Source organism: Tropicibacter alexandrii (assembly GCF_003667315.2).
Lineage (GTDB): Bacteria > Pseudomonadota > Alphaproteobacteria > Rhodobacterales > Rhodobacteraceae > Tropicibacter > Tropicibacter alexandrii.
Map to the genome: position 1 here is coordinate 434,581 of NZ_RCTZ02000001.1, position 17,886 is coordinate 452,466.

The window sequence follows — 17,886 nt, forward strand, 5'->3', positions numbered from 1 at the left end:
GTGGGGGGCCGGGAGGCCCCGGGTCTGTGCCCGGGGCGCGGGGTTTGCTCTTGATTTCCGTTCGCGCAGACGTGATCTAGGACGAAAGGAGACGCCATGGCCCTGCCCGTTCGGACACAGCTGAAATACTGGGGCCTCGCCCTGATCGTCTTTGCCGTGGTACTGTGGTATCTCGGCGATGTGCTCTTGCCCTTCATCCTCGGGGCGGCGATCGCCTATTTCCTCGACCCGCTTGCGGACCGGCTTGAAAACATGGGGTTTTCCCGCGCGGCGGCGACGGGGATCATCACCGTGATCGCGCTGGTGGCCTTTGTCATCCTTGCCATCGCAGTCATTCCGTCGCTGGTGCAGCAATCCGTGAGCCTGTTCAACACCGCGCCGCAACTGTTTGAAAACCTTCAAGCTTTCATCGCTGCGCGGGCGCCGGACGTGCTGATGCAGGACGGGGTGGTCAAGGATACGCTGATCTCCATCGGGCAGACGATCCGTGACAAGGGCGGCGAGCTGGCGCAGACCGCGCTGACCTCGGCGGCGGGGCTTTTGAACATCGCGCTGTTGTTCGTCATCGTCCCGGTCGTCGCCGTCTATATGCTGCTCGACTGGGACAACATGGTGGCGCGGATCGACGCGCTGGTGCCTTTGGATCACCGCGACACGGTGCGCGGGCTGGCCCGCGACGTCGACAAGGTGCTGGCCGGTTTCGTGCGGGGCATGGGCACGGTCTGCCTGATCCTCGGGACGTATTACGCCGTGGCCCTCTGGCTTGTGGGTCTGCAATTCGGCCTTGTGGTGGGCGTGGTCGCGGGGCTCTTGACCTTCATTCCTTACGTGGGCGCCATCGTCGGCGGCGCGCTGGCGATCGGGCTGGCCTTCTTCCAGTTCTGGGGCGAGTGGCCGTGGATCATCGCGGTCTGGGCGATCTTCCAATCGGGACAGTTCATCGAGGGCAACCTGCTGACGCCAAAGCTGGTGGGCCAGTCGGTCGGCCTGCACCCGGTCTGGCTGCTGCTGGCGCTGTCGGTCTTCGGGTCGCTGTTCGGCTTTGTCGGCATGCTGGTGGCGGTGCCGCTGGCCGCAGCCTTGGGCGTGTTCGCCCGGTTCGCAACGCAACAATACAAGGGCAGCCGCCTGTATCGCGGGCTGTCTTCACAGGACGATACATGACCCATCCAAAGCAACTCGCCCTCCCCCTGCCGTCGCGCGCGGCTCAGGGGCGAGAGGATTTTTACGTGACCACGGCGAACGCGCTGGCCGTCGCACAGATCGAGGGCTGGCAGATCTGGCCGTCGAAGAAGCTGGTCCTGTCGGGGCCCGGCGGTGCGGGAAAGACCCATCTGGCGCATGTCTGGGCCGGGCTCACGGGCGCGCGCATCGTTGCGGCGAACTCGTTGGCGCAGGCGGATATTCCCGATCTGGCCCAAGGGCCGGTCTGCGTCGAGGATGTCGAGGCCATCGCCGGTGACCGCGCCTGCGAAGAGGCGCTGTTTCACCTGCACAACCTGTTGATGGAACAGGGCTACTACCTCCTCTTGACGGCCCGGCGCCCGCCTGCACACTGGGGCCTGTCCCTGCCCGACCTGCAATCGCGGATGATGGCGGCTCAGGCCGTGCAGCTGCACCAGCCCGATGACGACCTGCTGTCGGCGCTGATCGCCAAGCTCTTTGCCGACCGGCAGATCGTGCCCGCGCATGACGTGATCCCGTTCCTGACGCGGCAGATGCCGCGCAGCTACCGCGCCGCGCAAGAGATCGTCGACCGGCTCGATGCCGAGGCGCTGGGACGCCCCAAGGGCGTCAGCCGCCCGCTCGCCGTGCAGGTGGTGGAGACCCTTGCACAAGAGACCTCCGACGCGCAGAACTGACTGTCATAAATCCTTTGCAGACTGCACCGCATAAGCCCGCCATGACCCAAGCGAACTTTCTCAAATCCGCCCGCCCCGCGCCCATGGACCTGCCCGACCTCGACCTGTCGGGGCCGGGGCGCTTCGTCAACCGCGAGCTGAGCTGGCTCGGCTTCAACTGGCGAGTGCTCGAAGAGGCGCGCAACCCGCGCGTGCCGCTTCTGGAGCGGCTACGCTTCCTGTCGATCTCGGCGGGGAACCTCGACGAATTCTACACCGTGCGCGTCGCCGGTCTGCGCGAGCTGTCCCATGCGGGCAATACCACGCCCGCCGCCGACGGTCTGACCCCCGCCGAACAGCTGGTGCTGATCGACGAGGACGCGCGGCGCCTGATGGCCGAGCAGCAGCGCACGCTGGGCGAACTGCGCGACATGATGGAGGCCGAAGGCATCAGCGTCGTATCGCGCGCCAACCTGACCGACGCGGATGTGGCCTACCTCGAAACGACATTCCTCGAACAGGTGTTCCCGGTCCTGTCGCCTCTGGCCATCGACCCGGCGCATCCCTTCCCGTTCATCGCGAATATGGGATACTGTCTGGCGCTGCAGCTGGAACGCATGAAGGACCGCAAGGCGCGGCAGGCGCTGTTGCCGATCCCGGCGCAGATCGACCGTTTCATGGCGCTGCCCGCACCCGACGGCCAGCACCGCTTCATCCTGCTCGAAGACCTCGTGCTGCTGCATATGGACAGCCTGTTTCCCGGCTACCGGGTCAAGGATCATCTCGGGTTCCGCGTGTTGCGCGACAGCGATCTCGAAGTCGAGGAAGAGGCCGAGGACTTGGTCCGCGAATTCGAGGTGGCGCTGAAGCGCCGCCGCCGCGGCGAGGTGGTGCGCCTGACGATCAGCGCCAAGGCCCCCAAGGCGCTGAGCGACATCGTGATGCGCGAATTGCATGTGCGCCCCGAAGAGGTGATCGAACTCGACGGCATGATCGGCGTCGCCGACATGAAGGAACTGGTGCTCGATGCCCGCCCCGACCTGCTCTGGCCGGTCTTCACCCCGCGCGTGCCGGAACGTGTGCAGGACCATGACGGCAACATGTTCGACTCGATCAAGCAGAAGGACATGCTGCTGCACCACCCCTACGAGACCTTCGACATGGTGGTGCGCTTTCTCAATCAGGCGGCGCAGGATCCGGATGTGGTCGCGATCAAGCAGACGCTGTACCGGACCTCGAAACGCTCGCCCATCGTCGAGGCGCTGTGCGAGGCGGCCGAGGACGGCAAGTCGGTGACCGCGCTGGTCGAACTGAAGGCGCGGTTCGACGAAGCCGCCAATATCCGCCAGTCGCGCAGGCTGGAACGGTCGGGCGCGCATGTGGTCTATGGCTTCCTCGACTGGAAGACCCACGCCAAGATCAGTCAGGTCGTCCGGCGCGAGGGCGACAAGCTGGTGACCTACACCCATTGGGGGACGGGCAACTATCACCCGATCACCGCCAAGATCTATACCGATCTCAGCTTCTTCACCTGCGATGCGGCGCTGGGGCGCGATGCGGCGCGGATCTTCAACTATCTCAGCGGCTACGCGATCCCCGAGGGGCTGGAGAACCTCAAGATTTCCCCGCATTCGCTGAAACCGGCGATGCTGGAGCTGATCGAGGCCGAGATCGGCCACGCCCGGGCCGGGCGTCCGGCGCAGATCTGGCTGAAGATGAACTCGTTGATCGAGCCGGACATGATCGACGCGCTCTACCGGGCCAGCCAAGCCGGGGTCATGGTCGATTGCGTCATTCGCGGCATTTGCGGGCTGCGTCCCGGGGTCAAAGGCCTGTCCGAGAACATCAGGGTCAAGTCCATCGTGGGCCGCTTTCTGGAACATTCGCGCATCGCCTGCTTCGGCAATGGCTACGGGCTGCCGCATTCGAAGGCGCGTGTGTTCATCAGCTCCGCCGACTGGATGGGGCGCAACCTGAACCGGCGGGTCGAGACCGGGGTCGAGATCCTCAACCCGACGGTCAAGGCGCAGATCGTCAGCCAGATCATGGCCGCGAATTTGGCAGACACGACGCAAAGCTGGGTGATGGAGCCCTCGGGCAGGTTCCTGCGTCACGACATCCCCGAGGACGGCACGGCCTTCAACTGCCACCGCTTCTTCATGGAGAACCCGTCGCTTTCGGGCCGTGGCTCGGCAGGGGCTGCGGATGTACCGAAACTGACGCACGGCGATTGAGACCGGGGGGCAAGGCGCTTCGAAGCGCCTTGAGACAAGCGCCTTCGAAGGCGCTTGGTCCGCAAATTCGAATTTGCGGGGATCAAGGCTTTTCGAAAAGCCTTGCCCGGCACTGTCCCGCCGCGAAATCGCCACGGAATGACCCCTGCACTGCCGCAAAGCCTTAAAAACCCCTTAAGCAGCGCTGCGTCACTTTGTAGGGGCACCGAACTCCGGTGGCACGTGCCGTGAACGCGGTGGCGTATCGTCAGAATGACCTTGGTCCGGTCGGGTCTCCCGGCTTTTTTCTGGCGTAAAATGCGCCTTCATGCGTAGGGGCGAGTGCAATGTCGAGCATCCTGACGAATAACGGGGCAACGGTGGCCCTGCAGACGCTTCGAGCGATCAACACCGAACTTTCAACGGTCCAGACCGAAATCGCCACCGGGCGGCGCGTTGCGCGCCCCGATGACAATTCCGCCATCTGGGCCATTTCCAAGACGATGGAGGCCGACGTGCGCGGCTTCAAGGGCGTCTCGGAAAGCCTGTCTCTGGGGCAATCCACGATGAGCGTGGCGCGCCAAGGGGCCGAGACGATCACCGAACTGATGACCGAGATCAAGGGCAAGGTCGTCGCGGCACAGGAAGAGAACGTAGACCGATCCAAGATTCAGGCGGATATCGACGCCTTGGTCGATCAGGTCGACAGCATCGTGTCCTCGGCCTCGTTCAACGGGCTGAACATGCTGCAGAATACCGACGCGACGGCGGGTTCGGGCTCGACCAACGTGCTGGCCTCCATCGACCGCAACGGCAACGATGTCACCAATTCCGACATCGCCATCCGCAAGCGTGACCTGAGCACCAGCGCCAGCAGCGTGGCCGCCACCGGCGGGACCTACAATGCCGATGCCGTCACCGGAACGCTGGACGCAACCCAAGAAGTCGATCTGGACTTGTCAGGTCTGACCGTCGAGGCGGGCGCGGCCTTTTCCCTGTCGATCTTCGGGACCGACGGCAACGATTCCTCCTTCGTCGAGGCGGATTACCAAAGCACCGCCGCCGCAACCGAGACCCAAGCCGAGATGGCCGCAGGCGACATGACCTACGTGGCCCGCGACGGAGACACCGCCGGGGACGTGGCCGCCGCATTGGTGCGCAAGTTCAACACCTATGCCGCCGAAAACGGTCTGGACGGCAACGTGCTGAGCATGAGCGCCGCAGGTGACACGATCACCATCACCTCCGGCGTGACGGACGGCACGGACACGATCGATGTCAAGGTGAACGAACTGGGCGCGGATGCGGGAAACACCATCGGCGGCGGTCTCGAAGACCTGCGCAGCATCAACGTCAACAGCGACAGCGGCGCGGATGCGGCACTGGGCGCGATCGAGGGGCTGATCGATGTCGGCATCGACGCGGCGGCCTCCTTCGGGTCGGATGCCCGGCGTCTGGACACGCAGCAGGACTTCGTGACCGGCCTGTCCGACGCGTTGAAATCCGGCATCGGGGCGCTTGTAGACACCGATATGGAGGAAGCCTCGGCCCGCCTGCAGGCATTGCAGGTGCAACAGCAATTGGCGATGCAATCGCTGTCGATTGCAAATTCCTCGCCACAATCGCTGCTGGGCCTGTTCCGGTAATGCCGGGCCGCCCGACCAAAGGATGAGCGGGTCCGGGGGCGGCCCGCTTTTCTTTGCGGCATTCATCGCCCGTCGTCATTGACCCGGGCGCCGCGCACGGTCCATAACGCCGTCAAACGGCAGGGGGCCCAATGACGGCGCAGGATGACACCCACGGGCATTGGGACCCGTTCGGCAAACCGCTTTTCAACGACCCCAAGGCGCGCGCGCTGAGCAATGTCGGTGTTGTCGATATCGGCTCGAACTCCGTCCGGATGGTGGTCTTTGACGGGGCTGCGCGCAGCCCGGCTTATTTCTTCAACGAAAAAATCCTGTGCGGGCTGGGGTCTGGCATGGCCGAGACTGGCCGCCTGAACCCCGAAGGCCGCGAGCGCGCCATGCGTGCCATGCGCCGCTTTGCCCTGCTGGCGCGCAACATGAAGCTGCCGCATCTGACCGTCGTCGCCACCGCCGCAATGCGCGACGCCGAGGACGGGCCGGAATTCCGCAAGCTGATGGAACGCGAGACCGGGTTGAAAATCCACGTCATCGACGGCTCGGAAGAGGCACGCCTATCGGCGCAGGGCGTGCTGTTGGGCTGGCCCGCCTCTTACGGGTTGGTCTGCGACATCGGCGGCTCGTCCATGGAACTGGCCGAGATCCAGCGCGGCGAGGTCGGGCGCTGCATCACCTCTCCGCTTGGCCCGCTGAAGCTGCAGGGGCTGGATGGCGGCAAGAAGGCCCGCGACAAGGAAATCCGCAAACAGATGAAGATCCTTGCGGATCACATGGGCACCCAGCGCGACCGACTGTTTCTGGTTGGCGGCAGTTGGCGGGCGATTGCCAAGATCGACATGGAACGCCGTGGCTATCCGCTGCACGTGCTGCACGAATACCGGATGGATGCGAAATCCGTGGCCGAGACCATCGCCTTTGTCGAGGCCAACGACCCCGAAAAACTGCGCAAGACCTGCGGTGTGTCGGGCACGCGCATGGCGCTGGTGCCGATCGCCGCCGAGGTTCTGCAACAGCTTCTGGCGACCTTCGAGCCGAAGGACATCGCGATTTCCAGCTATGGCATCCGCGAGGGGCTGCTATACGAACAGATGCCGCAGGAGTTGCGCAATCGCGACCCGCTGATCGAGGCCTGCCGCTTTGCCGAGGCCAAGGATGCGCGCATGCCGGGCCATGGCCGCGCGCTGTATCACTTTGTCATGCCGGTCTTTCCCGATGCGCTGCCGATCATGCGCCGCCTGATCAAGGCCGCCTGCCTGTTGCACGATGTCAGCTGGCGCGCCCATCCCGATTACCGCGCCGAAACCTGTTTCGACGCCGCCACCCGCGCCAATCTGGGCGGGCTCAAGCATTGGGAGCGGGTGTTTCTGGGCCTCGCCCTGCTGCACCGCTACCGCAACAAGCGCGAGGGCACGCGGTTCGAGCACCTCTATGGCCTGCTCGATCAAGTGCATCAGACAGAGGCGGAAATCCTCGGCAAGGCGATGCGGCTGGGGGCGATGCTGTGGTCGATGGATGCCGATGGTTCCAGCGCGCATCTGCAATGGGACCCGGCAGAAAAGCAGCTGCAATTGCAGCTGCATGCGGATGCGGTGGCCCTGTATGGCGAGGTGGCCGAGGCGCGTTTTGCCTCGCTGGCGCAGGCCATGGGCGCCGAGCGGTTCGACATGGTCCAAATCTGATTACAGGTCCACCGGCTCCTGATCGGCGGTGTCGTCGGCCAGTTCATCCTCTGTCTTGCGGCGGATGATGATATCGCCGTTGGGCAGGATCTCCGGCGGGTGGTAGACCGACCAGTCTTCGACCTTGCCCATCAGGTCCTTCAGCGCCGGGCCCATCTCGGTGACGAAGTCGTTCAGGAACGGCCCCATCTCGCGCGCCAGCCCCTCGAGTTCCTTCAGGGCCGGGTCCATCTCGTCCATCAGGCCGCGAAAGAACTGCTTGGCCCCCTCCTCCATCAGGCTGGTGCCGCTGTTGTTTTCCTGCGCGCTGACAGGGCTGGCCAGAAGGGCAAGGACGAGGAGTGAGGCGCTGAGATGTTTCATGGCCTCAATATAGGGTGGGTCACGGCGAATCCAAAGCCCCGGTTTCACCCTATCTTTCGGGTCACGCGCCCGGTCGGGCGCTAAATTGGCGCTGGTTCGCGGTGCGCGCCTCATGCCATGCCAGCAGATCGTCGGCGCAAAGCGGCTTGGCATAGAGGAAGCCTTGCAGATGGTCGCAGCCCATGTCGCGCAGGATCGCGGCCTGCGCCTCGGACTCGACCCCCTCGACGATGGTTTCGATCGACAGGGCGCGGGCGATATGGACGATGGCCTGCACCAATTCGCGGGCAGCGCCGCCATCCTCGATCCCGTTGATCAACTGGCGATCGATCTTGAGCGCATTGGGCCGCACCCGTTGCAGACCGAGGATCGAGGCATGGCCGGTGCCGAAGTCATCGACCTCGATCAGGATGCCCGCATCGCGGACAAGGTCCAGCGTGTAGGATGACAGTTCGTCTTGGCTTTCCAGAAGGATCGATTCCAGCAACTCGAACGCCACTTGGATGCCTTGCGCCTGCAAGGCCGACGCCGACAGGGCGATGCCGGGATCGCGCAACCGGCCGGTGCTGACGTTGAAACTGATCTTGGGCGGGGTGAACCCCGCCTCGCGCCAGTTGGCAACGATGGTCTTGGTCTTTCTCAGGATCATCTCGTCGATGGCGGCGGTCGCGCGGATCTGTTCGGCGATCTCGATGAAGCGCATCGGCTGGATCAGCCCGTTCTTGGACGATCGCCAACGTGCGAGCGCCTCGATCCCGACCAGCGCCCCGGTCTGCGCGCAGACCTGTGGCTGGAAGAACGGCTCGAATTCCTCCTGTTCAAGCCCGAACTCGATCTCGCCGGCAAGGTGGCGGGCTTCCAGGATTTCGTTGTGCAACTCGGTGGTGAAGACCTCGACCCGGTTGCGGCCGAGGCTCTTGGCCTCGTAGAGCGCGGCATCGGCAAAAGACAGCAGATCGCCGGCCAGCGTCTCGGCATCGCTCGCGGCGGCCACGCCGAAGCTGGCGCCAAAGCGACAGGTCTTGCCCTCGAAGAGAAACGGTTCGGACAGCCGTTCGCGGATGTCCTCGACGGTCTTCTGGGCATCCTCGATGCTGCGCCGTTCGCCGATCAGGATGGCGAATTCGTCACCACCCAGCCGCGCCGGAAAGTCGGACGGGTCGATACATTGCTCGATCACCTTGGCGACATGGCGCAAGACCGCATCGCCCGCCGCATGGCCCAGCGTGTCGTTCACATATTTGAACCGGTCGAGATCGTTGCGGATCAGGATCGCCGGGCTGTCGGTCGATCCGCGCATCATCTTCTTGCGGCGCGCGTCCAGCCAAGCGTCGAAATGGCGGCGATTGGGCAGCCCGGTCAGCCCATCGGTCAGCGCGAGGCGCGACATCTCGGCCTGCAATTGCAAGGCCTTGTCGCGGGCCCGCGACAGTTCGTGTTCCCGCGCCACCTCGGCGGTGACGTCGTACAGGCTGCCATGCCACGTGGTCGAGCCATCCTCCAACCGCATCGGCTTGGAAATGGCCTGCACCCAAAGCCAGCCGCCCTCGTGATCGGTGACACGATAGCGTTGCTTGAAATGGGTCAGGTTGCGGCGTGAATATTCGATATTGTCGAGGATCACGGGCACGTCGTCGGGATGGATCGCGGCAAAGATCGCCTCGGGCTCGTGGACCGCCTGCTCTTCCGTCACGCCGGCCAGCCGCATGAAACTGCGCGACATGTAGGGCACGGACACCTTGCCCTGCGCCGAAATGCGGAATTCGTAAAGCGAGACCGGGGTGTTCTCGGCCAGCCTGTCCAAGAGGTGGTGGCTGTCATACGCCTGCTGGGCCAGCTCCTCAAGCCGGGCTTCGGTCTGCTTGCGCCGGGTGATGTCCATCTGCATCCCGGACACGATGAAGGGCAGCCCTTCGGCGCTGCGATCGACCTTGTTTCCGACGGCCCCGATCCAGCACCAGTCGCCCGCCGAAGAGCGCAAACGGAAATCCGCCGTGTACTTGTCGACGCGCCCGGCCAGCAGGTCCTCGAAAGCGGCGATGGTGCCCGCCCGGTCATCGGGATGCATCAACTCAAGGAACACGTCGAAAGACGGCTCGAACGCGCCAACCTCGTAGCCGAGGGCGACGTACCACATGTCGCTGAACCACGTTTCGCCGGTCTCGGGGCACACGCTCCACAGCGCGGTATCGGCGGCTTCGGTGGCGGCGATCAGCTTGTCCGACCTCAGCATCGCACGCGACAGCGCGAGGTCCGGAGGCCCCGCCTCGACCAGTCTGACGCCCTTGTGCTGCCGATAGGATTGGTCGGTCACGTACCCACCCGTGGTTGCCCGTTCAAAAACTTGGGATGTAAGCTAAGGGATGGCTCGTTAACCGGATGATAACGAATTCAGAAAAATCCGAGACAACCGCTGTGCAAAGGCTTGCCCGATGGCCGTCAGCCCGGTTTTTGCAAGCGCAGTCAGGCTGTTAAGTGTCTTCCGAAAATTTTAATGACCCTGGTTGGCGTCATTAAAATGAGGCATATTTACAATATGATAGCCAAAAATCACGTGGATCGGCGTCAAAAGTGACGCTCCTTAGAGTCGGACCAGCGAGCCTCGCACAACCACACGTTGCAGGCATGGCCGGTGTATTCGCCTGTCTGGTTTCGCATTGCACCCGCCCGAAACCGCCCCTCATAAGGGGCGGATGACCGAGGATCTTGCCATACGCCAGACAGTGCGCGCTGTGATCCGCAGGGGTCCCCTTGTGCTGGTTCAGGTCAAGCGCAGGGCCAATGGCCAACGCGACCTGCCCCTGCCGGGCGGGCGGCTCGAAACCGGCGAGACCATGCAGGCGTGCCTCGCCCGCGAATGCCTCGCAGAGATCGACATCGTTCCGCAGGTCGGGGATATCTGCCATGTCGCAGACGTGATCCGAACCCGGCGGGCCTGTGCGCGCCGATCTATCTTGGCCGGATCGAGAGCATCTTGCCCTGACTTGTCCCCAAGCAGCGAGACTGCCCTAGCCCCCACGCGCAGACGTCACACGAACCCGCGCCGCGCGCAGCAGCGAAGGTCGTTTTGAGCAATCTCGACAGTGGAAAGAGGGTCCGAACGGCTGCCACCCACAGGCTCGTACTGCCTTGCGAGGACAGATGGCGGAGGCTCAGGGATTCGAACCCTGGGGACGCTCTCACGCCCAACGGTTTTCAAGACCGCCGCATTCGACCACTCTGCCAAACCTCCGGTGCGCAAGACACATAAGGCGCTCCGTTCGATTCTGAAAGTCACCACTTCAGGGAAAATCCGCCCATCTCTCGATTGCAGGCTTTTCATAAGCGCTTCGAACGGATACCTTGCCCTGAGCAAGGGCCGCAAGAGCCCGTCCGAGGCAGATCAAGCGACCGGGAAAACCCGGCGCGGCGCAAAACAGCGCCACAACAAACGGCAAGAGGCACGAGATGAGCGGTGATTTCTCCTATCGCGGTCGCAAGGTGCGCATCCTTTTGATGTGTACGGCAATCATGGCCCTGGCAGCGTGTGAAAGCGGCCAGATGCCCGGCTTTCTGACACCCAAAGACGGGGGCGATGTCGTGTCCCGTGGCGCGGTGGGTGACAATGTCGTGACCTCCGAGCGGGATGTCGAGGCGCCCGAGATCTTCCAGACGACCGAGGCCGGTCTCTGGGATGGCCGCCCGTCGCTCGGGGGGGTCTGGGTCGCGCATCCCGACGTGTCCGAGCCGGAGCGGGCCATCATCCGCAACGAGGCCAATGGCCAATACGTCATCGGCGCGCTGTTCCGCAAGACGCGCGAGACGCCCGGCCCGCGCCTTCAGGTGTCCTCCGACGCTGCGGCGGCACTTGGGCTGCTGGCCGGTCAGCCGGGCAACCTGAATGTCGTGGCCCTGCGCCGCGAGGAGGTCTCGGTCGACGATGCCGCGCCCCAACTGGCCGAGGCTGCGCCCGCCGCCGTACCGGCCGCGGCCGACGTCAGCGAAGGCGCGCTGGACCCGGTCCTGAGCGACGCAGCTAAGGCGCTCGATGCAGCCCCTGTGGCAGCCCCGGCTGCCGTTCAGACCGCCGCGCTCGATGCGACCCCAGCGCCGGTCGCCAAGCCGCAGCCCAAGCCCAAGCCTGCGGCGTCGAAACTGGCCAAGCCCTTCATCCAGATCGGTATCTTCTCGGTCGAGCAGAACGCCAAGAACACCGCCACGGCCATGCGGCAGGTCGGCATGGTGCCCACGGTCAAGACCCATCAATCGCAGGGCAAGACCTTCTGGCGCGTGGTGGTGGGCCCGGCCCAGACCGGCGACGAGGTCGCGACGCTGCTGAAGAAGATCAAAGGTGAAGGATTTTCCGACGCCTACGCGGTCACCAACTAGGCCTGCCCAAAAATCGCCCTTTTGCCGTGCCAGCCTGACCGCATGGCAATTGGGGACGCCTCATGAAATACATCGCAATCGCAGTTTGTCTGGCCTTGGGTCTGGTCCTTGCAGGGGGCACGACCCCGGTGGGCGCGGCAGAGTTCCGCATCCTCGACGATCACCCGGAGGGCTGCAATATCGCCCTGACGGGCCAGATCGCCGCCGGGGACACCGACCGCTTGCGCCGCCTGACCGCAAGCCCCGACGACCCGAGCCAGACGCGCTTTCTGTATGGCGGGATCACGCTCTGCCTCGACAGCCCGGGCGGCAGCTATCTCGAAGGTCTGGCGCTGGCGCAACATCTTGCCTATGCCGGGATCGCCAGCCATGTGCCGGCCCGCGCCACCTGCCTGAGCGCCTGCGCATTGGCGTTTCTGGGGGGCAGCCGACTTGGTCTGGAGGACGGCATCATACGCAGCGTCGACCGCAGCCTGCATGGCACCGCGCGGCTCGGCTTCCATGCGCCGCAACTCGACCTGCCACCCGGACAGTTCAACGAAACCGAGGTCAAGAAAGCCTTCGGCGTCGCGATCCGGTCCAGCGCGCTGTTGTTCAGCCGCCTCGACGCGCTCAAGATCGATCAGGCCTTTGCGCTGGCCTTCTTCGATGTGCCCGATGGCACCTTCCTCGAAATCGACACGCCCGCGCGCGTCCTTGCGCTGGGGGCCGACGTCACCGGGATCACCGACCTGCCCACGCGCATCGCGCCACAGCGCGCAGCACAGATCTGCGCCCAAGTCTTCGAGACCTTCGACCCGCAGACCTACACCGATCCCGACCAATATACCTCGGTCGTGCGCACTGCGCATCAGGACCTGCCGCCACAGCGCGCGGGCCAGCAGCGCCACGCCTACCTGTTTGCCACCACCGCCGAAGGCACGATGATGTGGGACGCCTGCGAGCTGACATGGACCCCGCCGGGCGCGGCGTCTGGCGCGCAATTGCGGGCAACCCACCACGCGCTGCACGATTTCAACACCTATGACTATGGCAACGACACGCCCCCGACGCAGGCAGAGCTGCTGGCCCGTATCACCCGTGCCCCGCTGCGCTCCGCCCTCCTCGACCCGGCGCTGAGCGCGCCTGCCGGCACGCGGCTGGCCAGCCTTGCCACCGCGCCACCGCATCTTCGGGCGGACAAACCCGCAGCCAGTTGCGCCCCGGTGCATCACAGCTACAGGGTGGTGGGCGTGCAGAACTTCTCGAACCTCCGCGCCGCGCCGGGCTTCGATGCGCAAGTGCTGGCCGAGGTGCCAAAGGACGCCCGCGTGACGCCCCTCAGCCATGATTTCAAAGCCACCGCCATACAGACCGGCCCCTGTCGCACTGCCTGCCAACCCTCGCAGGCCGGGCGCCTGCACCCCGGCGACAACTGGTCGATCGCCGCCTGCCGCGGTTCGAACGATGTCTGGTGGCAGGTCCGCACCGCCACCGGCACAACCGGCTGGATGTCGTCGAAATATCTCAGGCGCTGAACCGGGGCGTGGCTTGGAGGGCGGGCCGCTGAGCCGCCGAAGGGCGGCGAAGTCGGGGCGTCCGGAAGGCCCGCCCGAGCGGACAGGACTTTTTCCGCCCACCGCGACCTCTCCCCGTGGTCATGCGCGCAAAACCCCGTTATGTCGCCCGGGCGGCGCTGGACAAATCAGCCGACCCCGCCCCATGATGGCTCCAAACCGAGCAGCCCCGACCTGACAGGAGACGCGCCATGAGCTTCCTCCCCCGCCTTTTCACAGCCGCCGCCGCGATCGCCATCGCAGCGTCTCAGGCAGCGGCCTTCGACACGCGTGCCAAGGCCGCCTTCGTCCTCGACCAGACCACCGGCACCGTGCTGCTGGCCAAACGCGCCGACGAGGCGCTGCCGCCCGCCTCCATGTCCAAGCTGATGACGCTCTACATCACCTTCGAGGCGATCCGCGACGGGCGGCTGTCGATGGATGAACGCCTGCCGGTCTCGCAGCACGCCCAAAGCTATGGCGGCTCGACCATGTTCCTCGACACCACCGACCGGGTGAAGGTCTCCGATCTGTTGCGCGGCATCATCGTGCTGTCGGGCAACGATGCCTGCGCCGTTCTCGCCGAGGCCCTGTCCCCCGATGGCACCGAGGCCGGCTTCGCCCGGCTCATGACCCAGCGCGCGCAGCAGATGGGCATGACCTCCTCGACCTTCAAGAACGCCTCCGGCTGGCCCGCACCGGGCCATGTCATGTCGATGCGCGACCTCGTGCTGCTGGGCAGCCACATCATCCGCGACTTCCCAGAATTCTACGAGATGTTCGCCGAACGCCGCTTCGAATTCGACGGGCGCGCGCCGTCCAACGTCAACAACCGCAACCCACTGCTGGGCTTGGGGATCGGCGCGGACGGGCTCAAGACCGGCCATACCGAAGAGGCGGGATACGGCCTTGTCGGCTCGGCTGCGAATGGCAAGCGCCGCGTCGTCTTTGCCATCACCGGGCTCGACACAGCCGCTGCGCGGGCCGAGGAATCAGAGGCCATCGTCAATTGGGCCTTCCGCCAGTTCGCCGAGCAGACCATCGTCAAGAAGGACAGCGCCATCGCGCAGGCCGATATCTGGATGGGGGCCGAAGACGCGGTGGGCCTCGTCGCCGAGGACGACCTGACCCTGCTGCTGCCCACCATGACCCCGAACGGGGTCGAGGCCGAGGTCGTCTATACCGGCCCGATCGAAGCCCCGGTGCGGCGCGGCGACAAGCTGGCCGAACTGATCATCCGCCCCGAGGGCCTGCCCGAAACCCGCGTGCCGCTGGTGGCCGAGGCCGATGTCGAGGCGGCGGGCTTCATGCACCGGATGCTGACCGTGTCCTCGGTGCTGGTCAAGCGCCTGCGCGAGGACGGCGCAGGGGACCGGATGTGAGCAAAGGCCTTTTCCTGTCCTTCGAGGGCATCGACGGCTCCGGCAAGTCCACGCAGGCGCGGCTTTTGGCCGAAACCCTGCGCGCGGCGGGCTGCGACGTGGTCCTGACCCGCGAGCCGGGCGGCAGCCCCGGGGCCGAGGAAATCCGCGCGCTGGTGCTGCAAGGCGACCCGGACCGCTGGTCGCCCGAGACCGAATTGCTGCTCTTCACCGCCGCGCGCCGCGACCATCTGGAGCGCACGATCCGTCCGGCGCTGGCAGCGGGCAAGGTGGTGATCTGCGACCGCTTTGCCGACAGCACCCGCATGTATCAGGGCCGCTCCGGCCTGCGCGCGCAGGTCGACGCCTTGCACGACACCATGATCGCCACCGAGCCCGACCTGACGATCCTGATCGACATGGACCCCGTCGCCGCGCTTGGCCGGGCCAAGGCCCGCGCCACCGCCGAGGAACGCTTCGAGGATTTCGGCCTGTCCTTGCAGGAACAGATGCGCGCGGGGTTCCTTGCGCTGGCGCAGGAATATGCGCACCGCTTCCGGGTCATCGACGGCAACCGCCCAGCCGAGGCCGTGGCCGCCGATGTCCTGCACACCGTCACGGACGCCCTATGACCGACGACCGTCTGCCCGAACCCGACCGCGCCCCCGGCGCGCCGCACCCGCGCGAGACCGAGGCGCTGTTCGGTCAGGCGCAGGCCGAGCAGGCCTTTCTGACCGCCTACAGCTCGGGCCGTCTGCATCATGGTTGGCTGATCACCGGGCCACAGGGCGTCGGCAAGGCGACGCTGGCCTGGCGCATCGCGCGCTTTCTGTTGGCCACGCCGCCTGAGACCGGCGACGGCCTGTTCGGCGCGCCGCCCCCGCCCGAGACACTCGACATCTCGCCCGACCACCCGGTCGCCCACAGGCTGCGCGCCCTGTCCGATCCGGGCCTGTTCCTGCTGCGCCGGGGCGGCATGGGCAGCAGCGACCGCGATCGCGAAAAGGCCGCCGCCGAGGGCCGGTTCTCTGCCAATATCCGCGTCGATGAAATCCGCGAGCTGTCGGGCTTTTTGCACCTATCCTCTGCCGATGGCGGGCGGCGCGTGGTGATCGTCGACGCGGCGGACGAGTTGAACGTGCAGGCCGCGAATGCCATCCTCAAGATGCTCGAGGAACCGCCCGCGCGCACGACGCTGCTGCTGATCTGCCACCAGCCCGCGCGGCTCTTGCCGACGATCCGCTCGCGCTGCCGCGAGCTGCGCTGCGCCCCGCTTGATCCCGATCACATGGCGCAGGCGCTGGCGCAGGCCGAGGCGCATGTCAGACCCGACGAGGCCGAGGCGCTGACCGCGCTGGCCGCCGGATCGGTGGGCGCCGCCTTGCGGTTGCTGAACCTCGATGGGCTGGCGCTGTATCGCGACCTGCTGGCGATCCTCGCCAGCCTGCCCGCGCTGGACCGGACGCGCGTGCTGCAACTGGCCGACAGTTGCGCCGGGCGTGGCAAGGAAGACCGGCTCGACCTCGCCCTGACCCTGACCGACCAGCTGACCGCGCGGCTCGCCCGCACCGGCGCCTTGGGGCAGCCGCCCGACCGGCAGGCCGCCGAGGGCGAGGCGCAGATCCTGTCGCGCCTGTGCCCCGATGCCGCCAGCGCCCGCCGCTGGGCGGACATCGCGCAGACCGCCACGGATCGCGCCCGCAAGGCGCGTGCCGTGAATGTCGACCCCGCGATGCTGGTCACCGACATGATGTTGCAGCTTCAACGCGCGATCTGAGTCGCGCGACGCGACTCGCCGCCCCGCAGACCCAAGCGCTGGATTTGCCAGCACGGGCCGACTCTGCCGTGGCCGCAGAGCAAAAAGTTTAAATGCGGTAAATATTCTAGCAGAACGCGTGTTTACCTAGCGTCGAGGCAACTTTCAGCCTGTTTTTTGCCCGCTATTCAGGCTGTTAACCAATGGTTCCCGCCCCGCTCATGCAATTGCTGCATAGCAGCATTGCCGATCCATCCATTGTGCAGGTGCAGCATTTCATCCATGTTTAGCGCAACCAGACGAAACGCAGCCAACCGAGGCAAGACGAACATGGCATACGCAACCAACATTCAGACCACCGCCCAGTCCGGGCTGGTCGCCCGCCTGAACGCCGCAATCGTTGCATTGCGGGCACACTCCGCGCGCCGCCGCGTCTACAAGGAAACGTTCCGTGAATTGTCGGCGTTGAGCAATCGCGAACTCTGCGACCTGGGTCTTTCCCGGTCCGAGATCCGCCGCGTGGCCTATCAGGCCGCTTACGAAGTTTAAGGTTTCGGACCGGGGCGCTCCTCCTCCCTGCCCCACCGGATCCCGGCGCCTCTCTCTTCTCCTCCCTGAGAGACGCCAACTTACACGGGACACCAGTCCCACACCGATACAGGTCCTCTCCTCCTCCCTTTGAGGACCTGCATCAAAGCGGCGGCCCCTCCTCCTCCCTCGGGGTCGCCGCGCACAGGACAACGGACGCGCAAGCGTTCAGACATGTCGGTCCCTCTCCTCCTCCCTGGGGCTAACATGACAGCGGCGGCCCCTCTCCTCCTCCCTGGGGTCGCCGCACCAGTTTCCGGGGCAACTGCCCCAGCTATGTCGGGCCTCTCTCCTCCTCCCTGAGGTCCACATGATCGCGGCGGGTCCTCTCCTCCTCCCTGGACCCGCCGCACAAGAACAACGGGCCTAGCGCCCAAAAGCATGTCGGGTCTCTCTCCTCCTCCCTGAGACCCACATGATCGCGACGGTGCCACTCCTCCTCCCGGCACCGTCGCACCAGTTACCGGGGCCTCGCGCCCCACGATATGTCGGTCCCTCTCCTCCTCCCTGGGACTTGCATGACAGCGGCGGCCCCTCTC

At 65.4% G+C, this 17,886-nt stretch carries 14 protein-coding genes and 1 tRNA gene; 12 read left to right on the forward strand and 3 right to left on the reverse strand.

Features of this window, described 5'->3' with window-relative positions:
- Positions 1 to 96 precede the first annotated feature (96 nt).
- From D8Z78_RS02135 to D8Z78_RS02155, 5 genes are all read left to right on the forward strand, one after another.
- Entirely contained in the window at positions 97 to 1,164 is a 1,068-nt protein-coding gene (locus D8Z78_RS02135) for an AI-2E family transporter (protein ID WP_121632161.1), read from the forward strand.
- Positions 1,161 to 1,862: a P-loop NTPase family protein gene (locus D8Z78_RS02140; RefSeq protein ID WP_121632162.1), complete on the forward strand. Its 702-nt coding sequence runs from the start codon at positions 1,161 to 1,163 to the stop codon at positions 1,860 to 1,862. Before D8Z78_RS02135 ends, D8Z78_RS02140 begins: the two co-directional genes overlap by 4 nt.
- 41 nt (positions 1,863 to 1,903) lie before the next feature.
- The gene (locus D8Z78_RS02145; protein ID WP_121632164.1) at positions 1,904 to 4,075 is read left to right on the forward strand and encodes an RNA degradosome polyphosphate kinase; all 2,172 of its coding nucleotides are present in this window, start codon (positions 1,904 to 1,906) and stop codon (positions 4,073 to 4,075) included.
- A 326-nt stretch (positions 4,076 to 4,401) separates the two neighbouring features.
- Positions 4,402 to 5,700 (forward strand): flagellin, encoded by a 1,299-nt coding sequence (locus tag D8Z78_RS02150; RefSeq protein ID WP_121632166.1) that lies wholly within the window; start codon positions 4,402 to 4,404, stop codon positions 5,698 to 5,700.
- Between the two features lie 131 nt (positions 5,701 to 5,831).
- Complete coding sequence (locus tag D8Z78_RS02155) at positions 5,832 to 7,376, forward strand: Ppx/GppA family phosphatase (RefSeq protein WP_121632167.1); 1,545 nt, start codon at positions 5,832 to 5,834, stop codon at positions 7,374 to 7,376.
- On the opposite strand, the gene D8Z78_RS02160 is transcribed toward D8Z78_RS02155, so the two are convergent.
- Together D8Z78_RS02160 and D8Z78_RS02165 are read right to left on the reverse strand one after the other, a co-directional pair.
- On the reverse strand, positions 7,377 to 7,739 hold the full coding sequence (locus D8Z78_RS02160) for a hypothetical protein (protein WP_121632240.1): 363 nt from the start codon (positions 7,737 to 7,739) through the stop codon (positions 7,377 to 7,379).
- Between the two features lie 61 nt (positions 7,740 to 7,800).
- A complete protein-coding gene (locus tag D8Z78_RS02165; protein WP_121632169.1) occupies positions 7,801 to 10,053 on the reverse strand; it encodes a putative bifunctional diguanylate cyclase/phosphodiesterase in 2,253 nt (750 codons plus the stop codon).
- A gap of 379 nt (positions 10,054 to 10,432) precedes the next feature.
- Here D8Z78_RS02165 and D8Z78_RS02170 point away from each other — a divergent pair, with 379 nt between their 5' ends.
- On the forward strand, positions 10,433 to 10,810 hold the full coding sequence (locus D8Z78_RS02170) for an NUDIX domain-containing protein (protein WP_121632170.1): 378 nt from the start codon (positions 10,433 to 10,435) through the stop codon (positions 10,808 to 10,810).
- Positions 10,811 to 10,881: 71 nt separating this feature from the next.
- Here D8Z78_RS02170 and D8Z78_RS02175 read toward each other — a convergent pair.
- Positions 10,882 to 10,971: transfer RNA gene (locus D8Z78_RS02175), tRNA-Ser, on the reverse strand.
- 215 nt (positions 10,972 to 11,186) lie between these two features.
- On the opposite strand from D8Z78_RS02175, the gene D8Z78_RS02180 reads away from it, so the two are divergent.
- The 6 genes from D8Z78_RS02180 (at position 11,187) to D8Z78_RS02205 (ending at position 17,308) form a co-directional block, all read left to right on the forward strand.
- Positions 11,187 to 12,107: an SPOR domain-containing protein gene (locus D8Z78_RS02180; RefSeq protein ID WP_420824295.1), complete on the forward strand. Its 921-nt coding sequence runs from the start codon at positions 11,187 to 11,189 to the stop codon at positions 12,105 to 12,107.
- A gap of 62 nt (positions 12,108 to 12,169) precedes the next feature.
- Positions 12,170 to 13,624 (forward strand): SH3 domain-containing protein, encoded by a 1,455-nt coding sequence (locus D8Z78_RS02185; protein ID WP_121632172.1) that lies wholly within the window; start codon positions 12,170 to 12,172, stop codon positions 13,622 to 13,624.
- A gap of 230 nt (positions 13,625 to 13,854) precedes the next feature.
- On the forward strand, positions 13,855 to 15,024 hold the full coding sequence (locus D8Z78_RS02190) for a D-alanyl-D-alanine carboxypeptidase family protein (protein ID WP_121632174.1): 1,170 nt from the start codon (positions 13,855 to 13,857) through the stop codon (positions 15,022 to 15,024).
- On the forward strand, positions 15,021 to 15,635 hold the full coding sequence (gene tmk / locus D8Z78_RS02195) for a dTMP kinase (protein ID WP_121632175.1): 615 nt from the start codon (positions 15,021 to 15,023) through the stop codon (positions 15,633 to 15,635). The genes D8Z78_RS02190 and tmk overlap by 4 nt, the downstream gene beginning before the upstream one ends.
- Complete coding sequence (locus tag D8Z78_RS02200; RefSeq protein ID WP_121632177.1) at positions 15,632 to 16,780, forward strand: DNA polymerase III subunit delta'; 1,149 nt, start codon at positions 15,632 to 15,634, stop codon at positions 16,778 to 16,780. The genes tmk and D8Z78_RS02200 overlap by 4 nt, the downstream gene beginning before the upstream one ends.
- A gap of 309 nt (positions 16,781 to 17,089) precedes the next feature.
- Positions 17,090 to 17,308, forward strand: a complete 219-nt coding sequence (locus D8Z78_RS02205; RefSeq protein ID WP_121632179.1) for a DUF1127 domain-containing protein — start codon at positions 17,090 to 17,092, stop codon at positions 17,306 to 17,308.
- Positions 17,309 to 17,886: the final 578 nt, after the last annotated feature.